Genomic DNA, 18,821 nt, shown 5'->3' with positions numbered 1-18,821 from the left:
GGGCGGACCGGCTGCTTCTCACAGCGTGCGCAGGTACTCCAACTGCGTCTTGACGCTCATCTTGGCCGCGGGCCACAGCTTCTCGTCGACGTCGGAGTAGACGCTCCTGACCACCTTCATCGGCTTGGCCTCGTGCGGAGTCTTACCGAGTTCGACCAGCGCGTCGCGGATCTGTTGCAGCCGCACCTCGCGATGCTGCTTGTAGAACCGTGCGATCGGGCCCAGTTCGGGATGATCGGGACCGTGCCCCGGCAGCATCGGGACGTCGGAGGCGTCGACGATCAGACGGTTCAACGAATGGAAGTAGTCGCCGAGCGAACCGTCCTGCGGGTCCAGGACGGTGGTCCCCGATCCGAGGACCGTGTCGCCGGTGAGGATCGCCCGCTGCCCGTCCCACTCCACGAGCAGGCTCGTCGAATCGTACGTGTGCCCCGGCGTGTGGACCACGGTGATCGTCAGGCCCGCGGCCTCGATCACCTCGCGGTCCTGCAACCGCGACGCACCCGTGGAGAACTCCGTCGAATACGCCCGCGTGGGCGCGCCGGTCATCTTCCGGAATCGCTTCAGTGATCCGACGTGATCGTCGTGGCGGTGGGTGAACAGCGTCAGCTCCACCTCGCCCGCCTCGTCGAGAACGGCCCGAAGATGCTTGCGCTCCTTCTTCGGCCCCGGATCGACGACCACGGCGCTCGGATGTCCCGGTGCCCGGAGGATCCACGTGTTGGTGCCGTCGAGGGTCATCATCCCCGGGTTGTCGCAGAGAACGACCGACGCGAACGGCGTCACCCGCCGTGCGACACCGTAGGCGGGATGGGCGAGTTCAGCGTCGGCCATGTCGAATCACTTGACCTCGACGACGATCTCGACCTCGACGGGCGCGCCGAGCGGCAGCTCGGCCACACCCACCGCCGACCGGGCGTGCACCCCGGCGTCGCCGAAGATCTCACCGATCACATCCGACGCCCCGTTGATCACACCCGGCTGCCCGGTGAATCCGTTCGCCGACGCGACGAAGCCGACCACCTTGACCACGCGGACCACCGAGTCGATGCCGACCTCCGCGTGCACGGCGGCCAACGCGTTCAGCGCGCACTGGCGGGCCGCCGCGTTCGCCTGTTCGGGGCGGACTACGCCCTCGGCGCCTTCGGAGACCTTGCCGACGACACCGAGCACTCCGTCGACCACCGGCAGCTGACCGGAGGTGTAGACCAGGTCGCCGACTCGCAGGGCCGGGGTGTAACTCCCGACCGGCGCGACCACCTCGGGCAGCGTGATGCCCAGTTCCGTCAGACGCGCACTCCACTGACCACTCACGACATCAGCCCTTCGGCCGCTTCAGGTAGGCCACGTGCTGTTCGCCGGTCGGTCCGGGCAGCACGGTGACGAGCTCCCAGCCGTCCGAACCCCACTGGTCCAGAATCTGTTTGGTCGCATGCGTGAGCAGCGGAACGGTCGCGTATTCCCAAGAAGTGAGTGCGCTCATACCGCTCACCTTATCGGTTAACGACCGGTGCCGTCGCTGCGGCCGTTAAGGTGAACGGCGTGGTCGAGAAAGATGTGACGGGCGGTCCCACCGGGCGATGGCCCTCCGAGGCTGCGGGCGCACGCCTGCATTTCGTATCAGGCAAGGGCGGCACCGGTAAGACGACGGTCGCCGCGACGCTCGCGTTGACGCTGGCCTCGCACGGTCGGCGCGTGCTGCTCGTCGAATGCGAGGAACGGCAGGGCATCGCCCAGCTCTTCGACACGCATCCGCTTCCGCCCACCGACACGCAGGTCGCGTCCTTCGAGGGCGGCGGGTCGGTGTGGGCACTCGCCCTGCAGATCGAGCACGCGCTGCTCGAGTACCTCGACATGTTCTACAACCTCGGTTTCGCCGGCCGCGCCATCAAACGGGTCGGCGCCATCGACTTCGTGACCACCGTCGCCCCCGGACTGCGCGACGTGGTGATCACCGGCAAGATCAAGGAACGCGTCATCGCCCTCGACGACAAGGGGCATCGCCTCTACGACGCGATCGTCGTCGACGCGCCGCCGACCGGCCGCATCGGCAACTTCCTGGACGTGACCTCGGCGATGCGTGATCTCGCCAAGACCGGCCCGATCCGGAAGCAGAGCGAAGGCGTGGTGACGCTGCTGCACTCGCCGGACACCGCAGTGCATCTGTGCACGCTTCTGGAGGCCATGCCGATTCAGGAGACGATCGAAGCCGTCGACGAACTGCGCGGCAAGGGGCTGTCCGTCGGGTCGATCTTCGTGAACCGTGTCGATCCCACGTATCTGCCGGAGGATCAGCTCGACGACATCGCCGAGGGCTCCGTCGACGCCGACCGCATCCGCTCCTCGCTCACCGCGAGCGGGATCGACCTGTCCGACAAGGACTTCGCGGGTCTGCTGACCGAGGCCGTCGACTACGCCGCACGGCTGCAGGCCCAGCAGATCGCGCGGGCCGAACTGGACGACGTCGACGCTCCGCAACTGGAGTTGCCGACCGTCGACCAGGGTATGGATCTCGGCGGGCTGTACCAACTCGTCGACGTGCTGAAAGAGGCTGGAGTCTGATGCCCGACCTGAAGATGGGCGCCGTGCTCGCCGATCCGAACACCCGCGTGGTGATCTGCTGCGGCTCCGGCGGCGTCGGAAAGACGACGACGGCCGCGGCGATGGCCCTGCACGCGGCCGAGAACGGCCGCACGGTGGCCGTGCTGACGATCGATCCCGCACGGCGACTCGCGCAGTCGCTCGGAGTGTCCGAACTGACCAACGAACCGCAGCCGGTGCCGATCTCGAGCGCCTCCGCCGGCGGCGGCTCACTGGACGCGATGATGCTCGACATGCGGCGGACCTTCGACGACATGGTCGTGGAGCACTCCACTCCCGAACGCGCCGAGGCGATCATGAGCAATGCGTTCTATCAGACGGTGGCGTCGTCGTTCTCCGGGACGCAGGAGTACATGGCGATGGAGAAGCTGGGGCGTCTGCTCGACGAGAACCGGTGGGATCTGATCGTCGTGGACACTCCCCCGTCGCGGAACGCACTGGACTTCCTCGACGCGCCGCAACGGCTCGGGTCGTTTCTGTCCGGGCGCCTGATGAAGATGCTCGTCGGCGGCGGCCGCGGTGTCGGCCGAGTCGTGACCGGCGCGATGGGCCTGGCGATGCGCGGCGTCTCCACGATCGTCGGCGGCGAGATCCTGCGCGACGTGGCGACCTTCGTGCAGTCGTTGGACTCGATGTTCGGTGGATTCTCCGAGCGCGCGGAACGGACCTACCAGTTGCTCAAACGTCCGGGCACCCAGTTCGTGGTGGTGGCCGCTCCGGAGGCAGACGCACTGCGCGAGGCGTCGTTCTTCGTCGACCGTCTCTCGAAGGACACCATGCCGCTGGCGGGTCTCGTCGTGAACCGGACGCACCCCGATCTCACGTCGATCTCGACGCCGGTCGCCGAGGCGGCGATCGAATCCGTCGATGACGAGCTGACGCGCGGCGTCCTGAAGGTGCACGTGGACCGGGCAGCCACGGCCAAGCGCGAACTCCATCTGCTGCAGCGCTTCACCTCGTCGCACCCGAGCGTTCCGATGGTGGGCGTTCCCGCCCTGCCGTTCGAGGTCGCCGACTCCGACGCCCTCCGCGCCGTGGCCGAGGAGATCGTCGGACGGGGCTGACCCCGGAACGCTTCGAGTCGGCGCACCGCCGGACGGCCCGAACTCGCGCCGCACTCGGCGAAGCCGGACCGACCGCACCATCGGACACGGCACGAACGGATTCGAACAGAAGAGCCCGGCGCGTCGGCGCCGGGCTCTGAGGTTCTAGTCGGGGACGGCGCCGATCCGCTGGCGGCGTCGCTGCGCCTCGAAGAAGGCGGCCCACGAGGTGACTTCCGGGTGCTGTCGCAGTAGTGCGCGACGTTGACGCTCGGTCATTCCGCCCCACACGCCGAACTCCACTCGGTTGTCGAGCGCGTCCGCCCCGCACTCCATCTGCACCGGGCAATGCCTGCAGATCGTCGCGGCCTTCCGCTGCGCGGCCCCTCTAACGAAAAGATCATCCGGATTCCCGCCGCGACAGCGCGCTTGCGAGACCCAGGTCAGGCGTGTGTCCGTTTCCCCGGACGACAACGGTGCGAGAGTCATTGCGCGATCCCACCTTTCACAAACCCATCGACACGAACCGGAGTTCGGCACGCGCATAAGATCTCTTTCGTGAAACCACCCTACAATTCACAACTTTGTGGGCCACCTCACGTCCTTCACACTATTGAGACACCAATCGCAAATCAAGTCGAGCCGGTCACACCCCCGCCGTCGATCCGCCGATCGGCCAGGTCGCTACCACTGCGACCGCTCCATCACACGTATCCTGGCGACCGTGCGGAAGACAACGAACATTGCCGGTCTGGCCCTGGCCTGCGTGATGGCGGGCGTCCTGGTGGCAGGACTGCTCTTCCCCATCGCCGGTGGTCTCGGCGTGCTCACCAACCGCGCGGCGGCCACGATGGAGGACAGTTCGTCCGAACTCCTCGGCGGCGTCGTTCCCGAGGTCACGACCGTCACCGACGCCGACGGGAAGCCCATCGCCAAGCTGTTCGACCAGTACCGCTATCAGGTGGGCTACAACGACATCTCGCAGGACATGATCCGCGCGATCATCTCCAAAGAGGACCGGCGCTTCCTCGAGCACGACGGTGTGGACTGGCGCGGCACGATCCGCGCGGCCGTGAAGAACTCGTCGTCGGGCGAGGTTCAGCAGGGCGCGTCGACGCTCGACCAGCAGTACATCAAGAACTACCAATTGCTGGTCCTGGCCCGGACCGAGGCCGAGCGACAGGCGGCCGTCGAGACGACGAACGCGCGCAAGCTCCGCGAGATCCGAATGGCGTTGACACTCGAGCAGTCGTTGACCGACCAGGCCAAACGTGAACGCGGGCTCGACGACGCGGCGGCCAAACAGGATGCGAAGAAGCAGATCGTCACCCGCTATCTGAACATCGTGCCGTTCGGCAACAACGCGTACGGCATCGAGGCCGCGGCCCAGACCTACTTCGGGCACTCCGCGAAGGAGCTCAACCTGGAGGAGTCGGCGATGCTCGCGGGCATCGTCGAGTCGAGTTCGGCGCTGAACCCGTACACCGACCCCGAGGCGACCACCGACAGCCGCAACCGCGTCCTGGACACGATGATCTCGAACTTCCCGGAGCGCAGAGCCGAGTTGGAGGACGCCAAGACCAAGCCGCTGGGCGTGCTGCCCGAACCCCGCACCCCGGTCCAGGGCTGCATCGGCGCCGACAACGACGGCTTCTTCTGCGACTACGTGCTCCAGTACCTCGCCGACAACGGCATCTCGCGTCAGACCGCGATGCGCGGCGGCTACGTCATCCGCACCACGCTGGACCCGCAGGTCCAGGACTCGGCGCTGCGCTCGGCCAAGGCGCAGGCGAATCCGCACATCGACGGCATCGCGAACGTGATGAGCCTCGTCCGACCGGGCAAGCAGTCGCACGACGTGGTGTCGATGGTGTCCAGCCGCGACTACGGACTCGACGCGAAGAAGGACCAGACGGTCCAGCCGCAGCCGTTCTCCATGGTCGGCGACGGCGCCGGTTCGATCTTCAAGCTCTTCACCACCGCCGCCGCGATGGAGAAGGGCATGGGCACGAACACGGTTCTGCCGATCCCGGCGAACGTCGCCGTGTACGGCATGGGCGACAGCAACGGCAGCTTCGGCTGCCCGCCGAACGCCTACTGCGTGAAGAACGCCGGTGTGTACCCGCCCGCGGCGTCGGTGACCCAGGCGCTCGCGACCTCGCCGAACACGACTTTCGTCCAACTGCTGCAGCAGGTCGGAGTCAAGCCCGCCGTCGACATGGCGGTCCGACTGGGACTGCGCTCGTACAACTCGCCGGGCACGTCCGGGCACGGTGACCAGAGCCTGGCCGAGTACGTCAAGAAGGGCAACTTCGGCTCGTTCACGCTCGGCCCGTTCGCGGTGAACGCACTCGAACTCTCCAACGTCGCGGCGACACTGGCCTCCGGCGGCGTCTGGTGCCCGCCCAACCCGATCCAGTCGATCCAGCAGTTCAAACGGGACCAGTACGGCAACCAGGTGATGGGCGCCGACGGCAAACCCGTCATGGTTCCGGTCCCGTTCACCCCGCCCGCCTGCGAGAAGGTCGTCGACGAGGGGCTGGCCAACACACTCGCCAACGCGATGAGCGAGGACGACAAGGGCGGCGGCACGTCGGCGGCCGCGGCCGGCGCCACCGGGTGGACGCTGCCGCTCTCGGGTAAGACCGGCACCACCGAGGCCCACCGCTCGGCGGCGTTCCTCGGGTTCACCAACCAGTTGGCCGCCGCGTCGTACATCTACAACGACGGCCCCACCCCGTCGGGCATCTGCACGGCGCCGCTGCGCCAGTGCTACGACGGCGACGTGTACGGCGGCTTCGAGCCCGCCCGCACCTGGTTCAACGCGGTGAAGCCGGTCGCGACCAAGTTCGGTCCGGTGGCGATGCCGCCGACCGATCCGTCGTACGTGGCGGGCAGCGACCGGGGACGCATCCCCAACGTCGCCGGGCTGCCCGCCAGCCAGGCCACCTCGCGTCTGCAGGAGCGCGGTTTCAAGGTCAACGAGCTCGAGGTCGACAGCGGCCGCCCGAAGGGCACGGTCGTGTTCACCGCACCGTCCGACAGCGCGATGCCCGGCAGCGTGGTGGCGATCTACGTCAGCAACGGTCGCGGCCCCAAGAACGGCGACGACGGGGGCGACGGAGGCGGCGGCTCCACCGAGAAGACCGTCGAGGTGCCCGGCGTCGGTCCGGTGGTGATCGAAGTCCCAGACGAGTGATGCCGGGCTGATCCTCGGGCTATCGTGGAACGCATGGATTCTGGTTCCGGCACGAGTGTCTCGGCGTCACAGTTGGCGCGTCTGTCCGCGGGAGCGGCCGGTGCCGCGGCGGCGGGCCTGATCTATTCGACAGTGATCGAGCGGAATGCGTTCGCGCTCCGCCATGTGGTGGCACCGTTGCTCGAGGCGGGGTCGTCGCCCCTGCGGGTGCTGCACATCAGCGACATCCACATGACGCCGCACCAACACCTCAAGCAGGCGTGGATCTCCGAGTTGGACTCCCTCGAACCCGATCTGGTGGTGAACACCGGCGACAACCTGGCGCATCCGAGCGCGGTGCCCGCCGTCGTCCAGGCGCTCGGCGGCCTGCTGTCCCGGCCCGGCCTGTTCGTGTTCGGTTCGAACGACTACTTCGGCCCCAAGCCGAAGAACCCGTTCAAGTACTTCAAGAAGGACCACAAGCGCACCCACGGCGAGCCGCTGCCCTGGCAGGATCTGCGCGCGGCGTTCACCGAACGGGGCTGGCTCGACGCCACGCACGCGATCCGCGAGATCGAGGTGGCCGGTGTCCGGATCGCGGCCGCGGGTGTCGACGATCCGCACATCGAACGCGATCGCTACGAGAGCGTCGCCGGTCGCCCCAACCCGCTCGCTCAGCTGCGTCTCGGTCTGACGCACTCCCCCGAACCGCGCGTTCTCGACGCGTTCGCCGACGACGGCTACGACCTGGTGATGGCCGGTCACACGCACGGCGGGCAACTCTGCGTGCCCGGCTACGGTGCGATCGTGACCAATTGCCACATCGATCGCTCCCGAGTGAAGGGACTGTCGCAGTGGGGCGCCGACATGGCGCTGCACGTGAGCGCGGGTCTGGGCACGTCGCCGTACGCCCCCGCACGCTTCAGCTGCCGCCCCGAGGCGACGCTGCTGACTCTGACCCCCGTTGCCGGCGGTGGAGACGACGCCGACGTAGACCTCCGTCTCCCCAGCCTGCAGAGCGTGCCGGTGTAGCCGGCCTTCCCTTACGCAGCGTGAGCGAGGGCGGAACGACGAGCATGTGAGCGAGCGCAGCGAGGCGAACTGACGAACCAGTGCGGAGCGGAGCGAGACGAACCGTCGACGGCGGCAACCCGCTCACATGGTCGTGTTGCTCCGGCCGATCGGCACGATCATCGGGCGGTCGCTGACCGGATCCGCCACCACCTTGGAACGCAGTCCGAACACCTCGAGGAGCAGCTCTTCGGTGATGACCTTCGACGGCGGGCCCTGGGCGATCACGGCGCCCTCCTTCATGGCGACGAGGTTGTCGCTGTAGCGGACCGCGAGGTTCAGATCGTGCAGCACCATGAGCACGGTGCGGCCCTCCTCGTGCAGATCGTTCACGAGGTCGAGGACGTCGAGGGCGTGCGAGAGGTCCAGGAAGGTGGTCGGCTCGTCGAGCAGGAGGAGGTCCGTCCCCTGCGCGAGCGTCATGGAGATCCACACGCGCTGACGCTGACCGCCCGAGAGCGAGTCGACGGTCCGGTCGGCGAGGTCGCGGATGCCGGTCTGCGTGAGCACCGCGTCGACGATGTCCTCGTCGGTCGACGACCACTGTCGGATCCAGCTCTGATGCGGGTGCCGTCCGCGTGCGACGAGGTCGGCGACGGTCAGTCCCTCCGGCGCGATCGGCGACTGCGGCAACAGACCGAGTTTGGTCGCGACCTCCTTGGTGCGGTACTCGCCGATGTCCTTGCCGTCGAGCACCACCGAGCCGGCGGTCGGCTTGATCAGTCGCGCCAGGGTACGCAGCAGTGTCGACTTGCCGCAGCCGTTGGGACCGATGATCGTCGTGACGGCTCCGGTGGGGATGTCGAGGTCGAGATCGCCGATGATCGGCTTGCCGCCGTAACCGGCCGCGATCGACTGGGCTTGCAGACGTGGTTCATCGATATACAGATCGGTCACCGGGAACTCCTGAGGTTCTGTCGGACGAGTAGATAGACGAGGAACGGTCCGCCGACCGCCGCGGTCACGATGCCGACCGGCAGCGAGACCGGCAGCAGGGTTCGCGCGATGAGATCGGCGCCGGAGAGCAGGAATGCGCCGACGCACGCCGAGGTGATCAACGGCGGAGCCGAGACGCCCGCCAGCCGCATCGTCACCTGCGGGGACACGAAGGCCACGAACGCGATCGGTCCGGCGCCGGCCACCGAGGCCGCGGCCAGCACCACCGCGGCGATGAGGAGGACCGCCCGCGTGCGACCGAGGCCGACACCGAGGCCCTGGGCCACGTCGTCGCCGAGCTGTACGGCTCGCAGAGAGAACGCGGCGCCGAGGGCGACGATCGCCGCGATCGCCGCCAGCACCCCCGTCCCGGTCACCTGGTCCCACGTGCGGTCGGCCAGCGAGCCGACCAGCCAGGTCTGCGCCTGGCCCGCCTGGGTGATGTCCGAGCGGACCATCATCCAGGTGATCAGCGCGTGCATGAGCGCGTTCACGGCCACACCGATGAGGATGAGTCGGAAACCGTCCATGCCGCCGCGCGCCGCGAGGGCGTAGACGATGGCCCCGGTGACCAGGCCGCCGATCAGCGCCATGGCAGGCGTGCCGTACCGCGTGATGTTCGAGGCGACCCCGCCGGTGGTGAGGATGAAGACCGCCAGCACGCCTGCACCCGAACTGATGCCGAGGATGTCGGGGCTGGCCAGCGGGTTGTGCGAGATGGACTGCACGATGGCGCCCGACATCGCCAGCGCCGCGCCGACGATCACCGCCATCAACGCACGCGGCAGGCGACCGTCCGTCACCAGGAACCGGGCCAGCGGATCGCCCCTGCCGACGAGGGTCTCGAGCACCTGGGTGAACGAGAGCGGATAGTCGCCGAGCCGGATGCTCAGGCAGAAGAAGAGGAATGCTCCGAGCGCCGCGACGAGGGTCACGATCACCGGGCGCGGCCGCCAGACGAAGCTGACGACTCCGCCAAGACGCAGTCCGGGGCGCAGCGGTGGAAGCGGTGTGGGCCGCGCTCGATCGTCGGCGCCCGATGTCGCCTGGGTCGTGTCGATCACAGCCTGACCGCCCGTCGCCACCAGACCAGGAACACGAAGCACGGTGCGCCGACCAGCGCGACGACGATGCCCGCCTCCAGCTCGCCCGGCCTGGCCACCATGCGGCCGACGATGTCGGCGACCAGGAGGAGGAGCCCACCGGCCAGTGCCGAGTACGGGAGCAGCCACCGGTGATCGGGTCCGGTGAGGTAGCGGGCCACATGCGGCACCACCAGTCCGAGGAAGGCGATGCTGCCGCAGGCCGCCGTACCCGCTCCGGCCAGAAGCGTCACGGCGAGCAGCCCCAGAACGCGCGCCGCCGTGACGTTCTGACCGAGGCCCCGCGCGACGTCGTCGCCGAGGTTCAACAGGTTGAGAGCGGGTGCGTTGGCGAACGCCAGGACGAGTCCGACGAGGATGAACGGTGTCGTCGTCAGAATGATGTCGTAGCTGTCGCCCTTGACCGCACCCGCGTTCCAGAAGCGCAGCGCGTCGAGCGACTGGCTGTCGGCGAGTGCGACCGCGGACGTCATGGCACTGAGGAAGAACGTGACACCGGTGCCCGCCAGGATCAGCGTGAGCGGCGACGCCGCCGTGCCGCCGAGACTCGACAGTCCGAACACGACGACCGAGGCGATCGCCGCGCCGATGAACGCGAACCAGATGAACTGGATCGGCGCGGTGACGCCGCCGAGGAAGATCGCGATGACCACTGCGAGTGCGGCACCCTGGGTGATGCCGAGCAGGCCGGGATCGGCGATCGGATTGCGCGTGTGCCCTTGCATCAGCGCACCGCCGACACCGAGCGCCGAACCGACGATCAACGCGAGAATCGTGCGCGGCACCCGCTGGGTCTGCACCACGATCGCGGCCTCGTTCAACTGCGGATCGGGTGCGGTCCCCTCGCCGATGTACCGATGCCACAGCCCGTGCCAGACCAGCGACGGCGAGAGGGTGTTCGCGCCGATCAGCAGCGACGCGACGACAGCCACGACGATCGCGGCGCACAGCACCGCGAGGCCGATGAGCCGTTTACGTCGCACACTGAAACCCGAGGCCCGTTCCGGCGCGACGGCCATAGTCGTAGACATTGGTAGTAATGCTAGCCTTAGCTCTTTTCTCGAGGCGAGCATGTACTGGCAGGCCGTCCGGGCAGCCACGAACCGGACCGTGTCCCGCACCGCCGTCCGGACACACCCGCACCACCGAGACCACTGCTACGACTTGTAACTTACGCAATGTAACTTTATGCTCCATGTGATTCAGGTCGCACCGACGCAGTGGTCGGCGCGAGAACACAAGGGGGTTCGATGACATCCGACGACACCGACAGGTCCACCCGAGTTCAACGGTCGCGGATCGCGCGACTGTTGGCCGTGCTGGTCGTCGTACCGCTGGCTTTCGCCGCGCTCTACATGTGGGTCATGTGGGAATCCGTCCAAGACCGTCAAAGACATGCCCGTCGCAATCGTCGACTACGGGATCCCCGTGCACCCCACCCTCGCGGGCAGGCAGTACACCGCGTCGCTCATCGCCGACGCTTTCAAGGCATCTGCGTGAGCGGAGGAGAGCTGCGATCAGGATGTACTCGGCGGAGGCGGCAACTCCAGCGTCGCCTGTGCGGCGCCACCGATCGCGGCGACGTAGTACGCCAGCACTCTGTCCCGCGAGACCTCTGGGCGGACCAGCCACCACCGGCCGAGTTGTTCCCCGATACCCGACACCATGTACGCGAAGGCCTCGACGGACTCCTCGGCCGCACCGGATGCATACGGCCGGATGGCGGTCGCGATGACCTCGACAGTCTGCGCCCGCATCGCGGCCAGCTGATCGACGAGGTAGCCGTCGATGCCCGACGACGTGGCGAACAACAAGCGCCATCGTTGGGGATCGACCTCGATCATGTCGAGGTAGGACCTGCCCGCCGCAGTGATTCTGGCCGTCAGATCGTCCAGCGGGAGGGTCGCCGAGTCCAAGATCGACTGCTCGAACTGCCGACGTGCTCGACGCACGCACGAGAGGAAGGCGTCTTCTCTGCTCTCGAGATGGCGGTACACGATCGGTCTGGTGATGCCGGCCTCCCGAGCGATGTCCTCCATCGTCACACCCTCGTAGCCGTGCTCGGTGAACAGACGTTCCGCGATGTCGAGCAACTGCGACTGACGCTGCTGCGCTGTCAACCGTCGCCGAGGCGACGAGTCCGGAGCGGTGGGTCGCGACATGGACAACAAACTACATGCTGTATCCACGTCCGAGCCGCACGTGGACACACCCGGAATGGAGAACAGCCTTGCCGAGCCTGAGACACGCACTGAGCACGCTGTACATAGTCCGATACATCAGCTCCCCGTATCCGGGCAGCGATCAAGCCGTCGCCGACCGCGTGCGCAGTGAACGGCAGAAGGAGCATACGCACCCGCCTCGACACATACGGGAACGGGTGACCGAGGAGGGGACGACGTGTTCTCGCGTGCGCGCACTGCCCAGACCAGTTGGTCGAAGACTCCCGCCCGAGATCGCAAGCAGATCATCCTCCGTTTCCATGACCTCCTACTCGAACGCCATGACGAGGGGCTCGACCTCATCCAGGCCGACAACGGCAAGACCCGACGCGACGCGGTCATGGAGATCATCGACATCGCGAACACCGCCCGCTACTACGCTCGCAGCGTCGAGCGACGGCTCCGTCCGAAGCGGCGCAGGGGCGCGATCCCGATGCTCACTCACACCACCGAACACCACCACCTTGTCACGGTCATCTCTCCCTGGAACTACCCCCTCGCACTCGCCGCAGGCGACACCATCCCAGCGCTGCTCGCAGGCAACGCCGTGGTCCAGAAACCCGACACCCAGACCGCTCTCACCGCCCTGTGGGCCCTCGATCTGCTCCGCGAAGCGGGCCTGCCCGAGGACGTGTGGCAGCTGGTCGTCGGCGACGTCGACACCGTCGGAGATCCTCTTCTCGACAACGGTGACTACGTCATGTTCACCGGCTCGACCGCGGGCGGCCGCAGGATCGCGATGAGAGCAGGCCAACGCCTAGTCGGTGCATCGCTCGAACTCGGCGGGAAGAACCCGATGATCGTGCTGCCCGATGCAGACGTCGACAGGGCCGTCGCGGGCGCCGTCTCGGGCTGCTTCCCTTCGAGTGGGCAACTCTGCGTGTCCATCGAGCGGATCTACCTCGCCGACGAGATCTTCGACCTGTTCGTCTCGGAGTTCACTGAACGAACGAGAGCGCTTCGACTCGGGCCCGCGTACGACTACAGTATGGACGTCGGCAGCCTGACCAACAGTGCGCAACTCGACAGTGTCAGTGCCCACGTCACCGATGCCGTCGGCAAGGGCGCGACGATCCTGGCCGGCGGACGGGCCCGACCCGATCTCGGACCTCTGTTCTTCGAGCCGACGATCCTGACCGACGTCACCCCGAGATGACACTGTTCGCCCAGGAGACCTTCGGGCCCGTGGTGGCACTCTATCGCTACACCGACATCGACGACGCCGTCGCTCTAGCCAACGCCACACCCTATGGCCTCAACGCCAGCGTGTGGAGTCGCGACGGAGCCGACGCTCGAGCCCTGGCGACTCGGCTGCGCGCGGGCACGGTCAACGTCAACGAAGCCTTCGCCGCCGCCTGGGGCAGCGTCGACGCCCCGATGGGAGGCATGGGCGACTCCGGCCTCGGGAGGCGACACGGCGCCGGAGGCCTCCTGAAATACACCGACGCCCAGAACGTCGCCCAACAGCGGCTCCGTTCTCTGCAACCGCCGGCCGACACCTCGGCAGAACGCTGGGCCGCGATCCTCATCCGATCGCTCAACGCCTTCAAGACTCTCGGATTGCGATGAGCATTCGCCTGGACGAGCGCTCCCGACGGGGGACCGCCGGACGAGCGGTGTGCGGGGTTCGGACGGATTCACCACACCGGGCTCGCCGATCGACGTCGTCTTCGACGCTGCCCGGCCGAATCATCGAGGACCGTCGACGCCCAGCCCTTCTCTTCCGATCACCTGCGAGTTGCGCACCGTGGTGCGGCAGCGCGGGGTCGAGCATCGGAGTGGAGACCTGCACGGGCCCGAACGGCGCCGTGATCGAGGTAACAGAGAGCCGGACCGCACCGATCTACCTTGTAGTCCATTCGCACTACAGAGGAGGTCCGTCATGGGTGGAGACGCAGATCCGTTGTTGGCCATCGGCATCGTCGTCGCGGTCGTCGTCACGACCATCGCCGCCGCACCGTTCGCGTTGATGTCGCTGATCAACGGAAGCTGACTGGCTAACCCGGCTTCGGCGCGGTGATCGAGTAGGGAGAGACGAGGAGGCCCCCGGTCCGCATCTCTGCGGGCCGAGGGCCTCTTCTGCTATCTCAACCTAGCGTCGGGGTAGCGGGATTCGAACCCACGACCTCTTCGTCCCGAACTCGACGTCCTGGGCGTTTATAATTGTTGACATGGATGGCTGAACCGACTCTTACCAGGTCAAAGCGTTGCTTGCGTTTGTTGGAGATGCACCGTGTTGGAGCTACTGCGGACTGACTGCGGACTGGTGAACTCGTTCGGCAGGGCTGAGGACCCAGGGGCATCCCCCGGTCGATCGTCCTGATCTCGCTTGTTGGCCTGATCCAGCATTCCAGATCAAGAAGAATCGTCCCTGATGATAGCCACTTCACTGCCCTACCGTGCGCGGACTCGAAACCCCAAGCGAGAATGGTCGCTGTGAACTGGCCAGAGTGGATGCTGTACCGACCGCCCGGGACTGAAGAATCTCAGTTTAAGGCGGGTCGTAGGAATGCAGTGCAGGACGTAGTCGGGCAGGTGCTCCGTGCCGCGATGGGAATCTCAGTGGCTGGCCCGCCAGAGGGGGTCTACTGGCGCGGCCAGGGCGATATCTCCTGGAGACTAGATTCGACGGCGACTAGGGCCGGGATGTCTCCTGACGACATCGCAGACCATGAAGCGGCCGCGATCGCTCACGCTAGTGTCGCGTGTCGTTAATGAGTTGATGGTTTGCGGCTTGCGATAATGGGATATGGCGAATTCTCCGGCCCCGGCGCTGCAATTGCGTGAGGGCGATGCTGCTGAACTGGACCGGCTGTTGCGGTCGACCTCGACGTCGGCGGGCCTGGTGCGGCGTGCGCGGATCGTGTCGCTGGCGGCTGCGGGTGTGGCGAACACGCGGATCAGCGAGGTGGTCGGGACGTCGGTGCCGACGGTCCTCAAATGGCGTGACCGCTATCTTCATGGCGGCCTGGACGGCCTCCTCGATGCTGACCGACCGGGCCGTCCGCGGCATCTCGATCATGCCGAGGTCGTTTCGGCTACGTTGATGCCACCGCCGAAGAAGTACGGCGTCACGCACTGGTCCTCACGCCTGTTGGCCGGCCATTTGGGGATCGGGAACGCCACCGTTGCCCGTGCCTGGCGCGAATACGGGGTTCAGCCGTGGCGGTCGGGAACCTTCAAGTTCTCCACCGATCCCGAACTGGTCGCCAAGGTCACCGACGTCGTCGGCCTGTACCTGGAGCCACCGGAGAACGCGATCGTACTGTGCGTGGACGAGAAATCCCAGATCCAGGCCCTGGATCGGACCGCACCGATGCTCCCGATGCAGCCGGGACAGATCGAACGCCGCACCCACGACTACAAACGACACGGCACCACCACACTGTTCGCCGCGTTGGAGATCGCGACCGGACAAGTCACCGCAGCCGTCAAGCCACGACATCGCCACCAGGAGTTCCTGGCGTTCCTGCGGCAGATCGACCGCGCCTACGGCAACCGGGAACTACACCTGGTGATGGACAACTACGCCACCCATAAAAAGGCTGAAGTCCGCGACTGGCTCGAGCAGCACCCGAACATTCACATCCACTTCACCCCGACCTCCGGCTCCTGGCTCAACCTCGTCGAAGTCTGGTTCGGCATCATCGACCGCCAAGCCATCCGCCGCGGCGTCTTCACCTCAGTCAAAGACCTCAACGCCAAAATCCGCGCCTTTATCAACGGCTGGAACGACCGCAAACACCCCTTCGTCTGGACCACGACCGCCGACGAAATCCTGAAGAAAGCACAACCATAAACTATCTAACGACACGCGACACTAGGAGACTTGGGATCGATGGTGCACAGCACCTCGGCGACTACGAGATCCTGGCGCGTTTGCGGCATCACGGTGCGTTGACCAGACTTGTTGACTGCACCACCGATCCGTTCATCGCACTGTGGTTCCTGTGCTCAAATGACGAGAGCAGGGATCGCGACGGAGTACTGCTTGCTATCCGCCGAGATGAGTTTAAGGAGATTCGTAGCCCTTGGAAGCCAGATTCGTACGCGAAGATGCTCAATACTGGTAAGAGCCCAGCCGCGCTGCGCTACAAGATCCCACCGATCGATCCGCGGATAGCAGCACAGCGCGGCCTGTTCCTGCTCCATACCAATCCACTAAGCCAGGTCGAATCGCCAGAATCGGAACTGTTCAGACTCGTGCCTCCGTCTGAGCGATGGCGCAGGAACTCTCGGCAACAGCTCGAGAAGATTTGCGGCCCAAGCGGGCGCGTAAACGAACGAGGTCGAACTCAGATTCGGTTTCCTGCAGCGCTTGGAGTCGTCGTCCCGTCGCTCGCTAAGGATCGCCTCCTCGATGAACTAGAGAAGAGTTTCGGCTTCAACGCGACGACGATATTTCCTGACTTCGCGGGTCTCGGCCTCCACTATTCGAACAAGGAGGCCAGACGTTCCTAACCGCGTCTCGCAGACCGGCATCGCCTTCAGTGCCCCGGGGGTGCCCTGAGGTGCGGGGCGGCATGGGTGGAGGGCCCCTCCCCCTGGGGTGGTCATGCGCACGTCGAACGCCAGAATCCCCAGACCCGTACGCAAACAGAACGCCTATGCCCTACGTGGTCGGCTGGTTGGGTCTGGCGGGGGTGCCCCCTGGGTAGGTTCAGAGCAGTCCGGGGTGTTTCTCAGGTGGCCGGTGTCCTCGTGCTGCTCGCCGTGCGCGTCCTCGGTTGCTTTCGGCTCGGGTCTTGACGGCGTGGCAGGTGATGCACAGCATGCGCGCGTTCTCGAGGGTGTCGGTGCCTCCTTCGGCGACGGGCACGATGTGGTCGCACTCGAGGCGCATGTCATCGCCGTGAACGCCGCAGTCGGTGCATCGGTTGCCGTCGCGTGCGATGGCCTGCTTGCGGATCGCACGCCATGCGGTCGAGGATGTTCTGCTGTCGCCGTTGGTCCATGCCATCGATGTCTCCTGGGGTAGATGGTGATGACCCCGACCGAACACCGCGTGGGTGTCTGGTCGGGGTCATCGTGGTGCTGTGGGGTTATGCGAGTCGCCGAGCTGCGGGCTTCTGCTCGGGTAGTGGTTCGTCGTGTGTGATGCGCCGTAGGTTGGCGATCTGGCGGGCGAAGAACTGCCTGTCTGCGCCGAGAGTGCCGGTGTTCCAGCGGTGTCGGCAGAGTTGCTCGGCGATACCGGTGGCGGCGGCGAGGTCGCGGGCGTCGGGCATCCATGGTCCGCTGTCTGCGACGGCGAGGAGATGCTCGGCTCGGCTGCGTCCGCGGGTGTCGGCGGGCCGGAACCACGCGCGGATCGTCTGGTCGGGATAGCCCTCGAGGATCGACGTGGTGCGCCGTTGGTGCTGCCAGTAGCTGCTCACGTCGAGGAAGTCTCGGCACTGCACACTGCCGATGAGCGGTCCGCCGAGACCGTCGTTGGCGAGGCGTATCTGACGTCGGTATTCGGCGAGCAGCTGGTCGTAGTCGCCGAGGATCTGCTCGACGGTCTCCCATGCCTCGAGTTCGCCGGTTGCGAGCGCAGCCTCCGCGCTGTCGGGATGCCGCGCGATGAGGTCACGGTGCTCGTCGACGCGGCCCATGATTGTCTCGAGTTCATCGCGGCACATGTCGAGGGCGGTGTCGACGAATGCTGTCTCGAGTCGGGTCGGCAGGGTCACCGATTCTAGGGTGGTCCTGATGACGTTGGTGCCGAACAGGTGGAGGGCTGTTTCGCGATTCTTGGCGGCGACGTACTCGTCGACGAGGTCTGCGGGGGTGGCACCGTCGCGGATGCGTTGCCGGAACTCTTCGTCGACGTCGTGCCGTTCGGTTGCCTGAGAGTACTGATTTAGCTGGTCTTTCAGACTCTTGGCGGCCTGTAGATCGGTGTTGGCTGCTTCGATCCGTGCGCGGATCGGCAGGGTCTTGGTGGCGTTCTTGGGCATGATTAGCGGCGTCCGTTCTGGAAGCGTTCGCGGCCGTCGGCGACGGTGCTGGCCTTCGGTTCGCTGTCGGGTTCGCGGACTTCGGCGACGAGCGTGTCGAACTCGTCGTCCGAGAGTTCAGCGAGGTACTGCTTGGCTCCGGCGACGAGCGGATCTGTGTTAGCCATTACGAGGCCTCCTTGAGGTGTGCGTATTCGATGACATCGGCGCGGTGGAAGATCCACCTGCCTGCGATCTGCTCACCGTCGAGGTCTGCGGCAATCCTGCGGATGTTGCGAGTCGTGCAGTGCAGGATTGCCGCGGCTTCGGTGGTGTCGATCAGATCTGGTTCTGAGTCTGGTTCCGGCTCACGCTCGGAGGTTCCGTGCGCGGACACCTCACTCAGTAGTCGCCGCACTTGGTTGGGGATCGGTTGGCCGGTGAGTTGTCGACGGCGGACGAACTCGGCGGTGACGTAGGTGATCAGTCGTGCTTGGTCGTCAGTGACGTCCACGGCGGCCTCCGGCGAGGACGTCGGCGATCTTGTTGGCGAGTTCGAGGGCCTCTGTCGGGCTGTGCATGATGCCGTGGATGTCGAGGAAACCGGCATCGTTGACGGTGATGACGGGGACAGCGCTGGTCCGGTGTTGGCTGCACTGTTTCGAGGCGGCGCGTGTGCGGCGGCCGCAGCCGTCGGCAGTGCAGTAGGCCATGGGTCGGCTCTTGGACATATCAAGGTCTCCTGG

At 66.2% G+C, this 18,821-nt stretch carries 19 protein-coding genes and 1 pseudogene; 7 read left to right on the top strand and 13 right to left on the bottom strand.

The window, feature by feature from the left end:
* Positions 1 to 18: 18 nt before the first annotated feature.
* The 3 genes from BKA16_RS06455 to sp36 are packed head-to-tail and all read right to left on the bottom strand — an operon-like array spanning position 19 to position 1,483.
* Positions 19 to 834: an MBL fold metallo-hydrolase gene (locus BKA16_RS06455; protein ID WP_183369882.1), complete on the bottom strand. Its 816-nt coding sequence runs from the start codon at positions 832 to 834 to the stop codon at positions 19 to 21.
* Between the two features lie 6 nt (positions 835 to 840).
* The gene (locus tag BKA16_RS06450) at positions 841 to 1,314 is read right to left on the bottom strand and encodes an Atu1372/SO_1960 family protein (protein ID WP_183369881.1); all 474 of its coding nucleotides are present in this window, start codon (positions 1,312 to 1,314) and stop codon (positions 841 to 843) included.
* A gap of 4 nt (positions 1,315 to 1,318) precedes the next feature.
* Positions 1,319 to 1,483 (bottom strand): Sp36 family protein, encoded by a 165-nt coding sequence (gene sp36 / locus BKA16_RS06445; RefSeq protein ID WP_183369880.1) that lies wholly within the window; start codon positions 1,481 to 1,483, stop codon positions 1,319 to 1,321.
* 59 nt (positions 1,484 to 1,542) lie between these two features.
* On the opposite strand from sp36, the gene bagA reads away from it, so the two are divergent.
* Both bagA and bagB read left to right on the top strand, forming a co-directional pair.
* Positions 1,543 to 2,562, top strand: coding sequence for an ATPase BagA (gene bagA / locus BKA16_RS06440; RefSeq protein WP_343067304.1), 1,020 nt, complete (start codon positions 1,543 to 1,545; stop codon positions 2,560 to 2,562).
* Complete coding sequence (gene bagB / locus BKA16_RS06435) at positions 2,562 to 3,665, top strand: ArsA family ATPase (protein ID WP_183369878.1); 1,104 nt, start codon at positions 2,562 to 2,564, stop codon at positions 3,663 to 3,665. The genes bagA and bagB overlap by 1 nt, the downstream gene beginning before the upstream one ends.
* 144 nt (positions 3,666 to 3,809) lie before the next feature.
* Here the strand turns inward: bagB and BKA16_RS06430 are convergent, their stop codons facing one another.
* The gene (locus BKA16_RS06430) at positions 3,810 to 4,133 is read right to left on the bottom strand and encodes a WhiB family transcriptional regulator (RefSeq protein WP_183369877.1); all 324 of its coding nucleotides are present in this window, start codon (positions 4,131 to 4,133) and stop codon (positions 3,810 to 3,812) included.
* 280 nt (positions 4,134 to 4,413) lie between these two features.
* Between BKA16_RS06430 and BKA16_RS06425 the strand changes: the two genes are divergently transcribed.
* Together BKA16_RS06425 and BKA16_RS06420 are read left to right on the top strand one after the other, a co-directional pair.
* The gene (locus BKA16_RS06425) at positions 4,414 to 6,843 is read left to right on the top strand and encodes a penicillin-binding protein (protein ID WP_183372932.1); all 2,430 of its coding nucleotides are present in this window, start codon (positions 4,414 to 4,416) and stop codon (positions 6,841 to 6,843) included.
* A 33-nt stretch (positions 6,844 to 6,876) separates the two neighbouring features.
* Positions 6,877 to 7,854, top strand: coding sequence for a metallophosphoesterase (locus tag BKA16_RS06420; protein ID WP_183369876.1), 978 nt, complete (start codon positions 6,877 to 6,879; stop codon positions 7,852 to 7,854).
* A 123-nt stretch (positions 7,855 to 7,977) separates the two neighbouring features.
* On the opposite strand, the gene BKA16_RS06415 is transcribed toward BKA16_RS06420, so the two are convergent.
* The 4 genes from BKA16_RS06415 to BKA16_RS06400 all read right to left on the bottom strand — a co-directional run bounded on the left by BKA16_RS06415 (position 7,978) and on the right by BKA16_RS06400 (position 12,094).
* Positions 7,978 to 8,790 carry an ABC transporter ATP-binding protein gene (locus BKA16_RS06415; protein WP_343067303.1) on the bottom strand — a complete coding sequence of 271 codons (813 nt, stop codon included), beginning with the start codon at positions 8,788 to 8,790 and terminating at the stop codon, positions 7,978 to 7,980.
* The gene (locus BKA16_RS06410) at positions 8,787 to 9,893 is read right to left on the bottom strand and encodes a FecCD family ABC transporter permease (RefSeq protein ID WP_343067302.1); all 1,107 of its coding nucleotides are present in this window, start codon (positions 9,891 to 9,893) and stop codon (positions 8,787 to 8,789) included. The genes BKA16_RS06415 and BKA16_RS06410 overlap by 4 nt, the downstream gene beginning before the upstream one ends.
* Entirely contained in the window at positions 9,890 to 10,963 is a 1,074-nt protein-coding gene (locus BKA16_RS06405) for a FecCD family ABC transporter permease (protein WP_183369875.1), read from the bottom strand. The genes BKA16_RS06410 and BKA16_RS06405 overlap by 4 nt, the downstream gene beginning before the upstream one ends.
* Positions 10,964 to 11,449: 486 nt before the next feature.
* Positions 11,450 to 12,094: a TetR/AcrR family transcriptional regulator gene (locus BKA16_RS06400; protein WP_183369874.1), complete on the bottom strand. Its 645-nt coding sequence runs from the start codon at positions 12,092 to 12,094 to the stop codon at positions 11,450 to 11,452.
* Between the two features lie 238 nt (positions 12,095 to 12,332).
* Here BKA16_RS06400 and BKA16_RS06395 point away from each other — a divergent pair.
* The 3 genes and pseudogenes from BKA16_RS06395 (at position 12,333) to BKA16_RS24255 (ending at position 16,615) form a co-directional block, all read left to right on the top strand.
* Positions 12,333 to 13,723: pseudogene (locus BKA16_RS06395) on the top strand (succinic semialdehyde dehydrogenase).
* Between the two features lie 1,180 nt (positions 13,724 to 14,903).
* Positions 14,904 to 15,953: an IS630 family transposase gene (locus BKA16_RS06390; protein WP_183369113.1), complete on the top strand. Its 1,050-nt coding sequence runs from the start codon at positions 14,904 to 14,906 to the stop codon at positions 15,951 to 15,953.
* Complete coding sequence (locus BKA16_RS24255) at positions 15,881 to 16,615, top strand: FRG domain-containing protein (protein ID WP_382427841.1); 735 nt, start codon at positions 15,881 to 15,883, stop codon at positions 16,613 to 16,615. Before BKA16_RS06390 ends, BKA16_RS24255 begins: the two co-directional genes overlap by 73 nt.
* Before the next feature lie 199 nt (positions 16,616 to 16,814).
* Here BKA16_RS24255 and BKA16_RS06380 read toward each other — a convergent pair whose 3' ends face one another.
* The 5 genes from BKA16_RS06380 to BKA16_RS06360 all read right to left on the bottom strand — a co-directional run bounded on the left by BKA16_RS06380 (position 16,815) and on the right by BKA16_RS06360 (position 18,806).
* Positions 16,815 to 17,114: an HNH endonuclease gene (locus BKA16_RS06380; protein ID WP_183369872.1), complete on the bottom strand. Its 300-nt coding sequence runs from the start codon at positions 17,112 to 17,114 to the stop codon at positions 16,815 to 16,817.
* 82 nt (positions 17,115 to 17,196) lie between these two features.
* Positions 17,197 to 18,096, bottom strand: coding sequence for a hypothetical protein (locus BKA16_RS06375; protein ID WP_183369871.1), 900 nt, complete (start codon positions 18,094 to 18,096; stop codon positions 17,197 to 17,199).
* Positions 18,097 to 18,098: 2 nt separating this feature from the next.
* On the bottom strand, positions 18,099 to 18,263 hold the full coding sequence (locus BKA16_RS06370; RefSeq protein ID WP_183369870.1) for a hypothetical protein: 165 nt from the start codon (positions 18,261 to 18,263) through the stop codon (positions 18,099 to 18,101).
* The gene (locus BKA16_RS06365; RefSeq protein ID WP_183369869.1) at positions 18,263 to 18,589 is read right to left on the bottom strand and encodes a MerR family transcriptional regulator; all 327 of its coding nucleotides are present in this window, start codon (positions 18,587 to 18,589) and stop codon (positions 18,263 to 18,265) included. The genes BKA16_RS06370 and BKA16_RS06365 overlap by 1 nt, the downstream gene beginning before the upstream one ends.
* Positions 18,576 to 18,806: a hypothetical protein gene (locus BKA16_RS06360; RefSeq protein WP_183369868.1), complete on the bottom strand. Its 231-nt coding sequence runs from the start codon at positions 18,804 to 18,806 to the stop codon at positions 18,576 to 18,578. Before BKA16_RS06360 ends, BKA16_RS06365 begins: the two co-directional genes overlap by 14 nt.
* Positions 18,807 to 18,821 lie beyond the last annotated feature (15 nt).

The organism is Gordonia humi, assembly GCF_014197435.1.
Classification (GTDB): domain Bacteria; phylum Actinomycetota; class Actinomycetes; order Mycobacteriales; family Mycobacteriaceae; genus Gordonia; species Gordonia humi.
This window is presented reverse-complemented; position numbering and strand designations above follow the sequence as displayed.

What these genes read in the sequence shown, in the direction of transcription:
- BKA16_RS06455 (WP_183369882.1), bottom strand. Translation starts at nt 834, where the DNA reads ATGGCCGACGCTGAACTCGCCCATCCCGCCTACGGTGTCGCACGGCGG.
- BKA16_RS06380 (WP_183369872.1), bottom strand. Translation starts at nt 17,114, where the DNA reads ATGGCATGGACCAACGGCGACAGCAGAACATCCTCGACCGCATGGCGT.
- BKA16_RS06375 (WP_183369871.1), bottom strand. Translation starts at nt 18,096, where the DNA reads ATGCCCAAGAACGCCACCAAGACCCTGCCGATCCGCGCACGGATCGAA.
- BKA16_RS06430 (WP_183369877.1), bottom strand. Translation starts at nt 4,133, where the DNA reads ATGACTCTCGCACCGTTGTCGTCCGGGGAAACGGACACACGCCTGACC.
- BKA16_RS06390 (WP_183369113.1), top strand. Translation starts at nt 14,904, where the DNA reads ATGGCGAATTCTCCGGCCCCGGCGCTGCAATTGCGTGAGGGCGATGCT.
- BKA16_RS06425 (WP_183372932.1), top strand. Translation starts at nt 4,414, where the DNA reads ATGGCGGGCGTCCTGGTGGCAGGACTGCTCTTCCCCATCGCCGGTGGT.
- BKA16_RS06400 (WP_183369874.1), bottom strand. Translation starts at nt 12,094, where the DNA reads ATGTCGCGACCCACCGCTCCGGACTCGTCGCCTCGGCGACGGTTGACA.
- bagB (WP_183369878.1), top strand. Translation starts at nt 2,562, where the DNA reads ATGCCCGACCTGAAGATGGGCGCCGTGCTCGCCGATCCGAACACCCGC.
- BKA16_RS06420 (WP_183369876.1), top strand. Translation starts at nt 6,877, where the DNA reads ATGGATTCTGGTTCCGGCACGAGTGTCTCGGCGTCACAGTTGGCGCGT.
- BKA16_RS06405 (WP_183369875.1), bottom strand. Translation starts at nt 10,963, where the DNA reads ATGTCTACGACTATGGCCGTCGCGCCGGAACGGGCCTCGGGTTTCAGT.
- BKA16_RS06360 (WP_183369868.1), bottom strand. Translation starts at nt 18,806, where the DNA reads ATGTCCAAGAGCCGACCCATGGCCTACTGCACTGCCGACGGCTGCGGC.
- sp36 (WP_183369880.1), bottom strand. Translation starts at nt 1,483, where the DNA reads ATGAGCGCACTCACTTCTTGGGAATACGCGACCGTTCCGCTGCTCACG.
- BKA16_RS06370 (WP_183369870.1), bottom strand. Translation starts at nt 18,263, where the DNA reads ATGGCTAACACAGATCCGCTCGTCGCCGGAGCCAAGCAGTACCTCGCT.